Genomic DNA, 17,056 nt, shown 5'->3' on the forward strand with positions numbered 1-17,056 from the left:
ATCGAAAATGCCGAGGGGCAGTCGCCCTCCGGCAAGGCGAAGCATTGCTCGATTATCTCGAACATGCAGGCGCGGTGCCGCGTGCATGCACGCGGTGGCCTTGCCGCTGCCATCTGCATGGTGCTGGCGGGCGGTTCCATCACGGTCGACGCAATGGCGCAGGCGCGCCATCCGGCCACGCAGTGCAGCGTGGTCGACGGTCAACGTCTGTGCGCGCAGTCACTGGCTGCCGCTGGTGCGTCGACGGGATTGGTTGCCGGTGCCGCAGCGCCGACCTCCATGGCCACCGCGTCGATGCCGACCGAAGACGATGCCGACCTGCCTCCCTTCGTCGACGGGCGCGACGCCATTGCGCTGGGGGCGGCAAGCAATGCGCTTGCCGATGGCGCCAGCGCGCTGGGAGCGGGCAGCCTGGCACTGGAGCGCGATGCCACGGCAGTGGGGCGCAATGCGGTGGCGATCGGTACCTCTGCGGTGGCGGTTGGCGGCGTTGCAACGGTGTACGACTACGACGAATTCGGCTTTGTCGTCGGCAGCAGCGAGCAGACCACCGAGGCCACCGGCGTCGCCTCCACCGCAATCGGTGGCGGTGCCAAGGCAGTCGACCCGCTGACGACGGCGGTCGGCACCGGCAGCATTGCCGCCGGTGTGCAGAGCACGGCGCTGGGCTATCACGCACGCACGTCGCAGGATGGTGCCACTGCCGTGGGCGGCCTGTCGCAGGTCTCCGGGTTTGGCGGTGCGGCGCTGGGCTACAGCGCCAATGCAGGCGCCGATTTCGCCACTGCAGTGGGTTTTGGCGCACGCGGTACCGGCATCAGCACGGTGGCGGTGGGCAACAGTTCGCTTGCCAGCGGTGCCGACAGCGTCGCCATCGGCGGCGCCAGCCAAAGCACGCAGAACGCGATCAATGCAGCGACCGGGCTTGGCGGCATCGCGCTCGGCGCAGGTGCGCAGAGTCAGTCCGATTACGCGATTGCGATCGGCTACAACGCCAATATCTTCCCCAATCGGCCGGGCAATACCGATGCGATCGCCATCGGGCATTCTGCCGGCGCGTTTTCGCCGCGTGCGGTGTCGCTGGGTGGCGGGGCGCTGACGTCCGGCGACGGTGCGCTGGCGATTGGCTATGACGCAGCCAGCGTGACCGACAACAGCATCGCACTGGGCGCGCGTGCGGCCACTTCCTGGTTCAATGGCAACAACACCGCCATCGGTGCGGACGCGCAGACATATGGCGTGGATGCGCTGGCGATCGGCTACGGTGCGCGGGTGGGCAACCTGATCGACGACGCCTGGAACCGCTCGGCCGCCAGCGCGGTGGCCTTGGGCGCGCATTCGTATGCGAACCGCAGCAACACGGTGTCGGTGGGCGATGTGCAGGCCGGATTGACCCGACAGATCACCAGTGTCGCCGCCGGCACCGAAGCAACCGACGCGGTGAACGTGGGCCAGCTCGATGGCGTGCGTGCAGTTGCCCTGCGTCTGGACAGCCAGCTGGCGTCGGCCAAGTCCGATGTGGACGAGCCGGCCGCATTTGCAGAGGGCAGCAACGCCATTGCGCTGGGCAGCGCCAGCAATGCGCTGGGCGAGGGCGCGAACGCATTCGGCTCCGGGAGCGCGGCGGTCGGCCGCGATGCGGTGGCGGTTGGCCGCAATGCCAGCGCGTCGGATGCATCCGCCGTCGCGTTGGGCGGTGTGGCCAGTGTGCCGTTGTTCGATGCCAGCGGCTTCATCGTCGGTCAACAGGAGCGTGCGACCACCGCACAGGCGCGCGGTGCGCTGGCATTGGGTGGCGGTGCGCTTGCGATGCAGACGTTCGCCACGGCGGTCGGCACCGGTGCATCGGCAGTCGGCGCGCAGTCCACCGCAGTCGGCTTCGGCGCCCAGGCGCTGGAAGACACCACGACGGCGCTCGGCGGCTTTTCGGCCGCACGTGGTGCTGCTTCGTCGGCGTTGGGCTTCAATGCGATCGCCGCAGGCAGGTTGACCACAGCGGTCGGTTTCGACGCGCTGAGCAACGGCGAAAGCAGCGTGGCCGTGGGCAGCAGCGCGGCAGCCTTCGGGGAGCGCAGCATCACCATCGGCGGCTATTCGCTGATCAGCAACACGCTGCAGAACGCAGCCAGTTCGGGGATGGGCGGTGTCGCCATCGGTGCCGGTGCGCGCAGCCAGGCCGATTACGCGATTGCGCTGGGCTACAACGCCAATGTCTTCGGTAACGACGACAACGTCGATGCGGTGGCCATCGGCCATAGCGCTGGCTCGTTCGGGCCACGCACGGTGTCGCTGGGCGCATCTGCGTCCGCGCAGGCCGAACAAGCGGTTGCCATCGGTTACGACGCGCGTGCCGCATCGACCAGAAGCATCGCCATCGGCAGCGGCGCCGATACCTCGATCTTCTACGGCGACAACATCGCCTTGGGCACCAATGCCAAGGCCGATGCGCCGGATGCGATTGCAATCGGGCGCGATGCCAGCGTCGGTGTATTCGTCGGCGAAGCGGGCAGTGCCGCAGTGGCCTTGGGGGTACAGGCGCGCGCACTGGGCAACAACAGCCTGGCGCTGGGCTACAACGCCTTTACCCGCGAGAGCGGTCGCAACGCGGTTGCTCTGGGAGCCAATGCCGGTGCCAGCGGTGCCGATTCGGTGGCGTTGGGCGCGGGCGCACGCAGCAGCGAGGCGAATGTGGTGTCGGTGGGTAACGGCAACGGCCGTGGCGGTCCGGCAACGCGTCGTCTCGTCAACGTCGGTGCCGGTGCGATCGCCGCCGGCAGCCTGGAGGCGATCAACGGTGGCCAGCTGTTCCAATCGTTGAGCAATGCGGCGAGCTTTCTCGGTGGCGGTGCGGCGATCGGCGCACAAGGTGTGTTCGTTGCGCCGACCTATGTGATTCAAGGCAGCAGTTACAGCAACGTGGGGGCTGCATTGACTGCGTTGGACAGCAAGGTCACCGAGCTGGATGCGCGTGCGGGGACTGCAACCGCATCGCGCGCGTCTGCAGCGCGCATGACGTCGGCAGGTGCGCGGTCTATGGGGGCGGGCGCTACAGGCGATGCGGTGGACGCTGTGCAATCCACATCCACCGCGGCCGCGCAGACGGCTGTTGTCGCTGCAGCTGGCGGCGCGGCGACACGCAGCCTTGGCTCAGCCGATGGCGTGCAAGGCACCCCGACGGCGGCAGTGGTCGGCAGCATCACGCCGGCGGCAACCTCCACCGCAGTCGGTACGTCGGCGGTGGCCAACCACGTGACCGGTACCGCGATCGGCGGTAGCGCCTACGCGCACGGCCCCAACGACACCGCGATCGGCAGCAATGCGCGCGTCAATGCCGACGGCAGTACTGCGGTCGGTGCCAACACGCAGATTGCGGCGGTGGCGACCAATGCGGTGGCGATGGGCGAGGGTGCGCAGGTCAGTGCGGCGTCCGGTACCGCCATCGGCCAGGGCGCACGTGCCAGTGCACAAGGTGCGGTGGCCTTGGGTCAGGGCTCGGTGGCCGATCGCGCCAATACGGTGTCGGTGGGCAGCGTCGGGGGCGAGCGGCAGGTGGCCAATGTGGCGGCCGGTACGCGTGCCACCGATGCGGTGAACAAGGGCCAGCTGGACAGCGGTGTTGCCGCGGCCAACAGCTACACCGACAGCCGCTACAGCGCGATGGCCGACAGCTTCGAAAGCTATCAGGGCGATATCGAAGACCGTCTGCGTCGGCAGAACCGTCGCCTGGATCGTCAGGGCGCGATGAGCTCGGCGATGTTGAACATGTCCGCCAGCGTGGCCGGTATCGCCTCGCAAAACCGCATCGGTGCCGGTGTCGGTTTCCAGAACGGCGAATCGGCGTTGTCGGTGGGCTACCAGCGTGCGATCAGCCCACGCGCCACGTTGACCGTGGGCGGTGCGCTGAGCGGCGACGACAGCTCGATCGGCGTGGGTGCCGGTTTCGGCTGGTAGCCCTCAGCAACAGCGTGCGCGCTTGCATCCAAATGCGCGGTCTGACGCCGGGCTGCGCTTTCCCCGTCCTTGTCGTTGCATCCACCTTGAAGGAACTCCATCGTGATCCAGCACTTTTCTTCTCGCATCGTTGCACTCGTCTGCTGTGCATGTCTGCTATCCCCTTGCATCGGGGTGGCCGGCGCGGCAACACGCGATCCGGCAGCAGCTGGCGCGCAGCGTCGACAGGCCATGGCCGACGCGCCGGTCAGCAGAATCATCGTCAAATACCGCGCCGGGCGCGTGGCTGCGCGCGATGTGGGGCGCAGTGCATCGATGACGATCACCGCTGCGGCAGCGCGTGCCTCGATCCGCCTGGCACCGGCTGCGCGTGCGGGCGGCACTGTGGCGCCTGCGTATCTGCGCACGCTGGCGGTGGGTGGTGCATTGATCAGGCTGCCCGCCCAGCTCGGTCGTGCCGATGCCGATCGGCTTGTGCAGGCATTGGCGGCCGATCCAGCAGTGGAATCTGCACAGGTCGATCGACGCATGTATCCGCTGCAAACCACCGGCGGCAGCTTGCCCAACGACCCGCTGCTGCAGACCAACCAGTGGCATCTGCTCGACCCGGTGGGCGGCATCAATGTTGCCCCGGCCTGGAGCAGCACGCACGGCGAAGGCGTGGTGGTTGCGGTGCTGGATACCGGCATCCTGCCCAGCCATCCCGATCTGGCAGGCAACGTCCTGGCCGGCTATGACTTCATCACCGATGCGTTCGTTTCGCGGCGCGACAGCGATGCGCGCGCACCGGGCGGGCTGGATCGCGGCGACTGGGTCGAACAGGATGGCGATTGCGGCATTTTCTCGTTGGCTGCAGACAGCAGCTGGCACGGCACGCATGTGGCCGGCACGGTTGCCGAACTCACCAACAACGGAATCGGCGGAGCCGGCGTCGCCAACAAGGCGAAGATTCTTCCGGTGCGCGTCATCGGGCATTGCGGCGGCTATAGCTCGGACATCAGCGACGCCATCGTCTGGGCGTCCGGTGGGCATGTCGACGGTGTGCCGGACAACCGCGATCCTGCCGAAGTGATCAACCTGAGCCTGGGCGGCGGCGGGGCCTGCGATGCGGCAACCCAGTCAGCGATCAACGGTGCGGTATCGCGCGGCACCACGGTGGTGGTTGCCGCGGGCAACGAGGCCTCGGACGTGTCGACGTCCAGCCCCGCCAATTGCGCCAATGTGATCGCGGTGGCTGCCACGCGCGCGACCGGCGGGCTGACCGATTACAGCAATTTCGGCCGTCAGGTCGATCTGGCCGGGCCCGGTGGCAGCTCGCAGTTCTTTGCCACCGACGATGGCCCGATCCGCAGCTTCATCTGGCAGACGTTCTACACCGGCAAAACCACTCCGACCTCGGGGCAGTACACCTACGGCGGCAGCACGTTTGCCGGTACCTCGATGGCCTCTCCGCACGTGGCTGGCGTGGCGGCATTGGTGCAAAGCGCATTGATTGCCGATGGCAAGGCGCCGCTGTCGCCGGCGGCACTGGAAAATCTGCTCAAGCGCAGCGCGCGGACGTTCCCGGTGCTGCCGCCTGCGGCAACCCCGGCCGGTACCGGCATCGTCGACGCGGGCGCGGCGGTCGCCCGCGCACTGCGGCGTTGCGATGCCGATGACCTGGGTTGCACGCTGGATGCCCAGACCTTGCGAAACGGCACGGTCCAGCGCGGCGTGTCCAATGTGGCCGGGGATGCGGGTGTGTTCACCTTTCAGGCATCCGCAGGCCAGGTGCTGAGCTTTCTCAGCTTCGGTGGCAGCGGCCAGGCGTCGCTGTACGTGGCGCTTGGGCGCGTCCCCAGTGCCGACGACAACGATGGCGCCTCCACACGTAGCGGCACCAGCCAGACGGTGCGCTTTACCGCGCCGCGTGCAGGCACCTATGTGCTCAAACTGGAGGGGGCCAGCTTCGATGGCGTGAGTCTGCTGGCGCGCCAATGAGTCGACGCCTGGCAGCGGCGCCTGGCGTAGTCGTCATTTCCTTGGCGCAATTGCCTCCGGCGCCGACCCCGGCGAGCCAGCCAGGCAATTGTGGCCGGCTGGCGGTGGGCTGACCTGCCGTCTGACCCATTCCTGCTGCGTTTTTGCGCAACCAAGCCCGCTGGCGTCTCGCCAGCGGGTTTTTTTGTCCGTCATGGGCTTGGCTATTCAGCTTGGAAATGTCTTGCGAGACATGATCTAGGTCGCTGTTTTCCAAACAATTATCAAAAATCTAATAAACGCAAGCAGAAGTGTGACGGAAAACACTCATATCTTCGCTTTCTGTCAAAAACTTGACGCCTGATTTGACGGCTGTTAACACTTTGCGCAGTTCTATGGTTGGGTAGCGTTCACTTTTTGACTACCCAGGGTGCAGGCGCAAGCCGCCCATCGCCGCAAGGCCCATAGCGCGCACAACCACGGGGAATCGCGTGGCCGAAAGGCCTTCCGAGGGTGGGCGCTCGCCAAAAACCAGTCCCAACAACTCAGGAGTCGTACGTCGATGAATCGGATTTATCGCAAGGTCTGGAACAAATCATTGGGCGTGTGGGCCGTGGCCTCGGAACTGGCCAGCGGTGACAGCCCCGGAGCCGTTGCTCCAGCCTCGCTCATCGACCGCCGCCAAAGCCTGGCACTGGCTGCCGCCATCACCCTGGCGCTCGGTGGCGCCGGACTGGCCACCCCGCTTCCCGCCAGCGCGCAATCGGTCGAAGTCGGCCGCGGCGCCTCCGCACCTGCCGCCAAGGCGACCGCCATCGGTGCCGGCAGCAAGGCCAGCGCCACCGGCGCCGTCGCCACCGGTGCCGACAGCAGCGCCAGCGGCGTGAACAGCAGCGCGATCGGTCGCCAGACCAACGCGATTGGCGAAAACGCCGTGGCCATCGGCTACAACAGTTTTGTGCGCCAGGCCGGCGTCAACGGCGTGGCGCTGGGCGCCAATGCCGGCGTCACCGGTGCCAACTCGGTTGCGCTGGGCGCAGGCTCGCGCACCCACGAAGACGAAGTGGTGTCGGTCGGCAGCGGCAATGGGCGCGGTGGCCCTGCAACGCGCCGCATCACCAACGTCGGTGCCGGCATCAACGCCACCGATGCGGTCAACGTGGCGCAGCTGCGCGATGTGGCCGATGTGGCCGAAGACACCGCGCTGTTCTTCAAGGCAAGCCCGGGCGACGACAGCGTCGGCGCCTATGTCGAGGGCGACAGCGCATTGGCCGCAGGCAATGCCGCCAATGCCGTCGGTACTGCAACCACCGCGCTCGGCACCGGCGCCAATGCCGTGGCCGAGAACGCGACGGCCGTGGGTGCCAACGCACTCGCTTCCGGTCAGAACAGCGCAGCGTTCGGCCATAACGCACAGGCCAATGGCCCGGCCAGCGTGGCCGTGGGCGGCGCTGCGGTCGACGCAGACGGCCAGCCGTTGGTCACCAACGGCGGGGTGCCGGTCACCACCGGTGCCACCAGTGCCGGTGTTGGCGGAACGGCGGTCGGCGCCAGCGCCAATGCCGATGGGTTCGCGGCGTCCTCGTTCGGCGTCGGCGCATATGCCGCCGGTGCCCAGGCATCGGCATTCGGTGCGGTGGCCAACGCCGGTGGCGATTACGCCACTGCCGTCGGTACCCAGACCAGCGCCAGCGGCACCAGCAGCACCGCCGTGGGCGGGCCGGTGGATCTGATTCCCGGGTTGGGTTTCTTCGTGCAGACCCAGGCCAGTGGCGAGGCGTCCACTGCGCTGGGCGCCGGTGCGATCGCATCGGGCACCTACACCACCGCCGTCGGCACGCTGAGCGAGGCGTCGGGAACCGAAGCCACGGCGGTGGGCTACTTCGCCTATGCACCGGGCGAAGGCGCAACCGCAGTCGGTCCGGAGTCCTGGGCCAGCGGTGAGCTGAGCACGGCGCTGGGTTACTACAGCACCGCACGCGGCGCCAACTCGGTGGCGCTCGGCGCCAATTCGGTCGCCACGCGCGCCGATACCGTGTCGGTTGGCGCGGCCGGCGCAGAACGTCAGATCACCAGCGTCGCTGCCGGTACCGAAGGCACCGATGCGGTCAATCTCGATCAGCTCACCGCCGTTTCCGATGTCGCATCCACCACCGCACGCACCTTCGTGGCCACCGGCGAGGGCGCTGCAATCGCCGAAGGCGTGGACAGCGTTGCGGCAGGTTCCAATGCGTCGGCGCTGGCCGATTACAGCACGGCGCTGGGGTCCAGCAGCAGTGCATCGGACATCAACACCACGGCCGTTGGCAGCGGTGCAGTTGCGAACGTCAACAACGCCACGGCGGTGGGTTTCAACAGCATCGCCAGCGACCGCTACGCCACTGCGCTGGGCGCAGACAGCACTGCGTCGGGCTTCTACGGCACCGCGCTTGGCAGCACCAGCGTGGCCTTCGGTCGCGGCGCCACTGCGGTCGGTTTCGAAAGCATCGGCAACGGGCTTGAATCCACCGCATTGGGTTTTGCCAGCGTGGCGTTCGGCGACACCAGCACCTCGATCGGCGCGGAAAGCACCGCGTATGGCAGGGGCAGCGTGGCTGTCGGCATCACCTCGGCCGCAGGTGGCGATGCCTCGGTCGCAATCGGCGACACCGCCATCGTGCTGGGCAACGGTTCGGTTGCCGTTGGCGCATCGACGAGTGTATCGGCCGACAACAGCGTGGCGCTGGGTGCCAACTCGGTTGCCGACCGCGCCAACACGGTGTCGGTGGGCAGCGTGGATGGCCAGCGTCAGATCACCAATGTCGCTGCTGGTACCGAAGGCAGCGATGCGGTGAATCTGGATCAGCTCAACGCAGTGGCCGGCACCGCCGAAACCACCGCGCGGCTGTATGCCGGGACCGGCGACGGCACTGCCGTCGCCCAGGGCGAAGATGCAACGGCGGCCGGTTCCAATGCCACCGCGGATGGCGATTACAGCAGCGCCTTCGGTGCCAGCAGCAATGCCACCGCGATCGGTGCAGTGGCCATCGGCAGCGGCGCCAGCGCAACGGCGCAGTACGCCAATGCCGCCGGTTACAACGCTGCAGCCAGCGGCTTCGGCAGTGTGTCCAACGGCGCCTTCAGTCAGGCCAGCGGCGACTATGCCGTGGCCGTGGGTGGCGAGAGCGAAGCGGCCGGCGCGCAGAGCACTGCACTGGGTGCAGCGGCCGGCGCATATGGCGATGGGTCGCTGGCGGTCGGTGCGCTGAGCGAGGCGCAGGGCAGCGAATCTACCGCGCTGGGCTACTTCGCCAGCGCCAGCGGCGAATCGGCCACGGCAATCGGCGCAGAAAGCGTCGCCGACGGCACCACCGCCGCGGCACTCGGCTTCGGCGCACAGGCGACGGCCAATTACGCCACTGCGGTCGGCGGTTATTCCACCGCGAGCGGTTTCAACAGCACCGCGCTGGGCAACTTCAGCACCGCCAGCGGCTCCAACACGCTCGCCGTGGGTAGCGACGCGACCGCCACTGGCGCCTACAGCGTTGCCGCCGGCCAGGGCAGTGTGGCCAGCGGCTACAACAGCGTGTCGGTCGGCGGCGCCTTGCTCGGCCTGTTGCCGACCGAAGCCTCCGGCGATTTCTCCACCGCCGTGGGTGGCGCCGCGTGGGCGCCGGGCCTCAACAGCACCGCGTTGGGCAACTTTGCCGAATCCACCGGCGAAAGCAGCGTGGCCCTGGGCGCCGACTCGGTCGCCGATCGCGACTTTGCGGTGTCGGTGGGCAGCGCCGGCAACGAGCGCCAGATCACCAACGTGGCGGCCGGTACCCAGGGCACCGATGCGGTGAACCTGGACCAGCTCAACGCGGTTGCCGAAGCCGGTGCAGCCACCAGCAAGTACTTCCAGGCCAGCGGCAGCGACGACAGCGATGCCGGCGCGTACGTCGAAGGCGATAACGCATTGGCTGCGGGCGAGGGCGCCAACGCCACCGGTACCGGCACCACTGCATTGGGCGCAGGTGCACAGGCGGTGGCCGATGCGGCCACCGCCGTCGGCTTGGATGCGCTGGCCAGCGGCGCCAGTGCCGCTGCGGTGGGCAACAACGCGCAGGCGTTGGCCGAAAACAGCAGCGCGTTCGGCAGCAATGCGCTGGCCGGCGATATCGGTGCCACCGCAAACGGCGCGGGTGCGCAGGCAAGTTCCACCTACACCACTGCGCTCGGCAGCGAGGCAGTGGCATCGGACAACCAGGCCACTGCCGCAGGCTTCCGCAGTGCGGCCTCCAACGTCGGCAGTGCGGCATTTGGCGGTTACAGCGAATCCAGCGGCCGGCTGTCGTCGGCCCTGGGTTACGGCGCGGTGGCGTCCAGCGATTACAGCACCGCCGTCGGCGCCGCATCGCTGGCTTCCGGCGCCAGCGCGGTGGCCGTGGGTGAGTTCAGCGAAGCCACCGGCGACGAAAGCGTTGCGGTCGGCGGCAGCACGTTCTTCGGCTTCATCCCGGCACGTGCCTCGGGAACCGGCGCGGCCGCCTTCGGTGCGGGTGCGTGGGCAACCGCCGACTACACCACCGCGATCGGCTGGAACTCGTATGCGGACGGCACCAATGCCACCGCATTGGGGCAGAGCGCTGCGGCGTTGGCCAACAACACGCTCGCACTGGGCGGCAACAGCCGCGCCGATGCGGTCGGCGCCAGCGTGATCGGCGTGGATGCGTCGGCCACCGGCGTCAACAGCACCGGTGTCGGCCGCCAGGTCAATGTGATCGGCGAAAACGCGGTCTCGGTGGGCTACAACTCGTTCGTTCGCCAGAGTGCGGTCAACGGCGTGGCCCTGGGTGCCAATGCCGGCGCAACCGGCGCCGATTCGGTGGCCTTGGGCTCGGGCTCGCGCACCTACGAAGCCGACACCGTGTCCATCGGTAGCGGCAACGGCCGCGGCGGTCCGGCGACGCGTCGCATCGTCAACGTCAGCGATGGCCAGGCGGCGACCGATGCGGTCAACAAGGGCCAGCTGGATGCGGTGTCGGCCGATGTGCAGAACACCAGCAGCAAGTTCAAGACCACCGGCGATGCAGTGGCCACCGCAACCGGCGAGCGCAGCACGGCTGCCGGCTCCGGCGCTGTCGCCACCGGCGCACGCAGCGTTGCCATTGCCTCCGGCAGCAGCGCCTCGGCAACCGGTGCCAGTGCGATGGGTGTGGACAGCAGCGCCAGTGGCGTGAACAGCACCGCGATGGGCCGTCAGACCAATTCCATCGGCGAAAACGGCGTGGCGCTGGGTTACAACTCTTTCGTGCGCGAAAGCGGCAGCAATGCAGTGGCCCTGGGTGCCAATGCCGGTGCCAGCGGTGCCGATTCGGTGGCCTTGGGCTCGGGCTCGCGCACCTACGATGCCAACACGGTGTCGGTGGGTAGCGGCAATGGCCGCGGCGGTCCGGCGACGCGTCGCATCGTCAATGTCAGCGACGGCCAGGTCGCCAGCGATGCCGTCAACAAGGGGCAGCTCGATGCCTTGGCGGCCGATGTGCAAACCACCAGTGGCATGGTCAAGACCACCGGCACCGGCGTGGCCGTGGCAACCGGTGATCGCGCCACCGCCGCAGGTGCCGGTGCCACTGCCAGCGGTGCACGCAGTGTCGCCATTGCCGCCGGCAGCAGCGCCAGCGGCGCAGGTGCCAGTGCGGTGGGCGTGGACAGCAGCGCCAGCGGCACGAACAGCACCGCGATGGGTCAGCAGACCAACGCCATCGGCGAGAAGAGCGTGGCGCTGGGCTACAACTCCTTTGTCCGCCAGAGTGCGGTCAACAGCGTCGCCTTGGGCGCCAATGCCGGCGCAACCGGCGCCGATTCGGTGGCGTTGGGCTCGGGTTCGCGCACCTACGAGGCCAACACGGTGTCGGTGGGCAGCGGCAATGGCCGCGGCGGTCCGGCCACGCGCCGCATCGTCAACGTGGGCGCCGGCGCGATCGCCGATGCCAGCCTTGACGCGATCAACGGCGGTCAGTTGTTCCAGTCGCTCAGCAATGCCGCCAGCTTCCTCGGCGGCGGCGCGGCGATCGGCGCGCAAGGCGTGTTCGTTGCGCCGACCTACGTGATTCAGGGCGCCAGCTACAGCAACGTGGGCGCGGCATTGACCGCGCTGGATACCAAGGTTACCCAACTGGATGCACGTGGCGGCACTGCGGTTGCCAGCACCACGTCGCTGCGTACCGCCGCGGTGCCGGCTGTCGCTGCACCCGCTGCCAGCGATGCAGCAAGCAACGTCGGCACCGCCACCGCGACTGCCGGCGTGCAGGGCACCCCGACGGCGGCAGTGGTCGGCAGCATCACGCCGGCGGCAACCTCCACCGCAGTCGGTACGTCGGCGGTGGCCAACCACGTGACCGGTACCGCGATCGGCGGTAGCGCCTACGCGCACGGCCCCAACGACACCGCGATCGGCAGCAATGCGCGCGTCAATGCCGACGGCAGTACTGCGGTCGGTGCCAACACGCAGATTGCGGCGGTGGCGACCAATGCGGTGGCGATGGGCGAGGGTGCGCAGGTCAGTGCGGCGTCCGGTACCGCCATCGGCCAGGGCGCACGTGCCAGTGCACAAGGTGCGGTGGCCTTGGGTCAGGGCTCGGTGGCCGATCGCGCCAATACGGTGTCGGTGGGCAGCGTCGGGGGCGAGCGGCAGGTGGCCAATGTGGCGGCCGGTACGCGTGCCACCGATGCGGTGAACAAGGGCCAGCTGGACAGCGGTGTTGCCGCGGCCAACAGCTACACCGACAGCCGCTACAGCGCGATGGCCGACAGCTTCGAAAGCTATCAGGGCGATATCGAAGACCGTCTGCGTCGGCAGAACCGTCGCCTGGATCGTCAGGGCGCGATGAGCTCGGCGATGTTGAACATGTCCGCCAGCGTGGCCGGTATCGCCTCGCAAAACCGCATCGGTGCCGGTGTCGGTTTCCAGAACGGCGAATCGGCGTTGTCGGTGGGCTACCAGCGTGCGATCAGCCCACGCGCCACGTTGACCGTGGGCGGTGCGCTGAGCGGCGACGACAGCTCGATCGGCGTGGGTGCCGGTTTCGGCTGGTAACACGGGTTGCATCAAACGCGGCGGCGCCGAGCTGCGCCGCCGCGGTAAGGCCTGAGGGGGCGGGCAAGGACCGTGGCTAGGCCAGCCAACGGATTCGCATGGAGTGATGGCCGTACCAGGAGCGATCGATCAACTGCCGCAGGCCGGCTCACGGCTGCGCGGTGTTGTCGACCCCGTTCCAAGCCTGATTCACGAAAAACACGAAGAGGATTTCACCGTGATCGACAAGACCTTCCGCCTCACCCCGCTGACCGGCGCCATCCTGATGATGGCCCTTGGTGCGTCCGGCACCCTGGCTGCCGCACCGAAACTGCTGGTCAAGGAACCGACCCAGTCCGCTTCGGCCGGCGCCCCATTCAGTAGCCGCCTGATCGTGCGCTACAAGGACAGCACCGCCGCTGCGACCGATCGCGGCAGCAAGCTCAACGCCGTGCAGGCCGCGGTCGGCCGGGTCGGCGCCGCGACCGGCGCACGCAGCAGCGCAGCCGCCGCCAAGGCGACGTATGTGCGCAAGCTCGGCATCGGCTCGGACCTGATCAAGCTGTCCAGCACGCTGACCGCCGCACAGGTGGACAAGGTGGTCGTCGAGCTCAGGAACGACCCGTCCGTCGCCGACGTGCAGATCGACCGCATGTTGCGTCCGGTCGAGATCAAGAAGAGTGTTGCCGCCACAGATGTGAGCCCGCAGCTGGTTCCCAACGACCCGCTGTATGCGCAGTACCAGTGGCACCTGAGCAACCCCAACGGCGGCATCAATGCGCCGGCCGCATGGGATCTGTCGCAGGGCGCCGGTGTGGTGGTGGCGGTACTGGACACCGGCATCCTGCCGGGCCATCCCGATTTTGCCGGCAACCTCCTGCAGGGTTACGACTTCATCACCGACGCCGAAGTCTCGCGTCGCCCGACCGACGCCCGCGTCCCGGGTGCACTGGATTACGGCGATTGGGAAGAGGCCGACAACGTCTGCTACAGCGGTTCGGTCGCCCAGGAAAGCTCCTGGCACGGCACCCACGTCTCCGGCACCGTGGCCGAGGCGACCAATAACGGCGTCGGCATGGCCGGCGTGGCGCCCAAGTCGACCATCCTGCCGGTGCGCGTGCTCGGCCGTTGCGGCGGCTACACCTCCGACATCGCCGACGCCATCGTGTGGGCCTCCGGCGGTACGGTCGAAGGCGTGCCGGCCAACACCAACCCGGCAGAGGTGATCAACATGAGCCTGGGTGGGGGCGAGCCCTGCGATTCGGCCACCCAGCTGGCCATCAACGGTGCGGTGTCGCGCGGCACCACCGTGGTCGTGGCGGCGGGCAATAGCGGCGAAGATGCGGCCAACCATTCGCCGGCCAGCTGCAACAACACCATCACCGTGGGCGCCACCCGCATCACCGGCGGCATCACCTATTACTCCAACTACGGCAGCAAGGTGGACTTGTCCGGTCCCGGCGGCGGCGGCAGCGTGGACGGCAATCCGGGTGGTTACATATGGCAGGCCGGCTACACCGGTGCGACCACGCCGACCTCGGGAAGCTATACCTATATGGGCTTGGGCGGCACCTCGATGGCGTCCCCGCACGTGGCGGGCGTCGTGGCCCTGGTGCAGAGCGCAGCGATCGGCCTGGGCGACGGCCCGCTGACTCCGGCTGCGGTCGAGGCGTTGCTCAAGCAGACCAGCCGCCGCTTCCCGGTGACCCCGCCGGCCAGCACCCCGATCGGCAGCGGCATCGTCGACGCCAAGGCTGCGCTGGAAGCGGTACTGGTGGAGCCGTGCGATCCGGCCACCGAGACCTGCGCACCGACTGCCATCGCACTGACCAACAAGGCGCCGGTGACCGGTCTGAGCGGCACCTACGGCAGCTCCACGCTGTACAGCTTCGAGGCCAAGGCCGGTGCGGTACTGAGCTTCATGACCTATGGCGGTACCGGCGATGTGTCGGTGTACGTCAGCTATGAAGCCGAGCCCAGCGCCACCAGTTTCGATGCCAAGTCCACGCGTCCCGGCAACAGCGAAACCGTCCGTTTCACTGCACCTAAGGCGGGCACCTACTACATCAAGCTGGTAGGCGCATCCGATTACGCGAAGCTGACCCTCGTTGCACGACAGTAAGTAGCGCAATAGTGTGACCAATGCCCCCGGCCAATTACCGGGGGCATTGTTTTTCAGGACGATTCAGATGTGTGCGGTTGATCGTCGCGGCAAACTGCTACAGTCGGCGCCGGACCAGTGGAGACGAGTGTGAACGCGGTTGCCGTCGATCCAATTGAGCATCGAAGTGCGGAAACGCGCATCGTCGAAGCGTTGCTTGAACGCCGTCGTCTGAAGGACTCCGACCTGCTGCGCGCACGCCAGTTGCAGGCCGAATCCGGGATGGGCCTGCTGGCCCTGCTCGGCCGCCTGGGCCTGGTGTCCGAGCGCGATCATGCCGAGACCTGCGCCGATGTGCTCGGCCTGCCGTTGGTGGATGCACGTCAACTCGGCGATACACCGCCGGAAATGCTGCCCGACGTGCAGGGCCTGTCGTTGCGCTTCCTCAAACAATTTCATCTGTGCCCGGTGGGCGAACGCGATGGCCGGCTGGATCTGTGGATCGCCGATCCGTACGACGATTACGCCATCGATGCAGTGCGTCTTGCCACCGGCTGTGCGTTGTTCCTGCAGGTCGGCCTGCGTTCGGAAATCGACGATCTGATCGAGCGCTGGTACGGCCAGGGCCGCAGTGCGATGGGTACCATCGTCGAGACCGCCGATGGCGATGCCAACAGCAGCGACGACATCGAAGCGCTGCGCGATCTGGCCTCCGAAGCGCCGGTGATTCGCCTGGTGAATCTGGTGATCCAGCACGCAGTGGAATTGCGCGCATCGGACATCCATATCGAACCGTTCGAAAGCCGCCTCAAGGTGCGCTATCGCGTCGATGGCGTGCTGGTGGAAGGCGAAAGTCCACCGGCCAAGCTCACCGCCGCGGTGATCAGCCGCATCAAGATCATGGCCAAGCTCAATATCGCCGAGCGCCGCCTGCCGCAGGACGGTCGCATCATGCTGCGCGTGCAGGGCAAGGAGCTGGATCTGCGCGTCAGCACCGTGCCGACCGCGCACGGCGAGAGCGTGGTGATGCGTCTGCTCGATCGCGAAACAGTGGTGTTCGATTTCTACAAGCTGGGATTTACCGAAGACTTCCTGCCGCAGTTCCGCAAGGTGCTCGAGCAACCGCACGGCATCATGCTGGTGACCGGCCCCACCGGCTCGGGCAAGACCACCACGCTGTACACCGCGCTGAGCCAGCTCAATACCTCCGACGTGAAGATCATCACCGTCGAAGACCCGGTGGAGTACCAGATCGAAGGCATCAACCAGATCCAGGCCAAGCCGCAGATCGGGCTGGATTTTGCCAACGCGCTACGCAGCATCGTGCGCCAGGACCCGGACATCATCATGATCGGCGAAATGCGCGATCTGGAAACCGCGCGCATCGCGATCCAGTCCGCGCTCACCGGCCACCTGGTGCTGTCCACGCTGCACACCAACAACGCGGCCGGCGGCATCACCCGTCTGCTCGACATGGGCGTGGAAGATTACCTGCTGACCTCCACCATCAACGGCATCCTGGCGCAGCGCCTGGTGCGCAAGCTCGACCTGGACAACGCCGAACGCTACGCCGCATCGCCGGAGGAGATCGACAAGTTCGATCTGCGCCGTCTGCAGCCCGATGGCGAGATTTACCTGTATCGGCCGCGAGCTTCGGCCGCTGCACCGACCGGCTATCTCGGCCGCACCACCATCGTCGAGTTCCTGGTGATGAACGACGAACTGCGGCGCGCGGTGATGCGCCGCGCCGGCATGGGCGAGATCGAACAGCTCGCGCGCAAGGCCGGCATGCGCACCATGTACGAAGACGGCCTGTCCAAGGCCTTGCGCGGGGAAACCACCATCGAAGAAGTGCTGCGCGTGACGGAGGATGCGTGAGAGTCAACGGAGCCACAATGAGCATCGGATGCTCAGCATCGGAAGATAAGCAGGGCAAGGTCTCGGCAACGCGTCGCGCACGCACACAGGTGCGCCCAGTCGCGCCAACGCAGCGCGGTATCGCG

At 67.4% G+C, this 17,056-nt stretch carries 5 protein-coding genes; all 5 read left to right on the forward strand.

Annotated features, from left to right (window positions below):
• Window positions 1-63: 63 nt before the first annotated feature.
• Window positions 64-3,951: a YadA-like family protein gene (locus FHY19_RS18420; protein WP_259167728.1), complete on the forward strand. Its 3,888-nt coding sequence runs from the start codon at window positions 64-66 to the stop codon at window positions 3,949-3,951.
• Between the two features lie 102 nt (window positions 3,952-4,053).
• Window positions 4,054-5,931: a S8 family peptidase gene (locus tag FHY19_RS18425; RefSeq protein ID WP_259167664.1), complete on the forward strand. Its 1,878-nt coding sequence runs from the start codon at window positions 4,054-4,056 to the stop codon at window positions 5,929-5,931.
• 541 nt (window positions 5,932-6,472) lie between these two features.
• The gene (locus FHY19_RS18430) at window positions 6,473-12,973 is read left to right on the forward strand and encodes an ESPR-type extended signal peptide-containing protein (RefSeq protein WP_259167665.1); all 6,501 of its coding nucleotides are present in this window, start codon (window positions 6,473-6,475) and stop codon (window positions 12,971-12,973) included.
• Between the two features lie 217 nt (window positions 12,974-13,190).
• The gene (locus tag FHY19_RS18435) at window positions 13,191-15,074 is read left to right on the forward strand and encodes a S8 family peptidase (RefSeq protein WP_259167730.1); all 1,884 of its coding nucleotides are present in this window, start codon (window positions 13,191-13,193) and stop codon (window positions 15,072-15,074) included.
• Between the two features lie 129 nt (window positions 15,075-15,203).
• Window positions 15,204-16,931 (forward strand): type II secretion system ATPase GspE, encoded by a 1,728-nt coding sequence (gene gspE, locus FHY19_RS18440; protein WP_259154982.1) that lies wholly within the window; start codon window positions 15,204-15,206, stop codon window positions 16,929-16,931.
• Window positions 16,932-17,056 lie beyond the last annotated feature (125 nt).

The organism is Xanthomonas sp. 4461 (genome assembly GCF_024806475.1).
GTDB classification, from domain to species: domain Bacteria; phylum Pseudomonadota; class Gammaproteobacteria; order Xanthomonadales; family Xanthomonadaceae; genus Xanthomonas; species Xanthomonas arboricola_F.

What these genes read in the sequence shown, in the direction of transcription:
- FHY19_RS18420 (WP_259167728.1), top strand. Translation starts at nt 64, where the DNA reads ATGCAGGCGCGGTGCCGCGTGCATGCACGCGGTGGCCTTGCCGCTGCC.
- FHY19_RS18430 (WP_259167665.1), top strand. Translation starts at nt 6,473, where the DNA reads ATGAATCGGATTTATCGCAAGGTCTGGAACAAATCATTGGGCGTGTGG.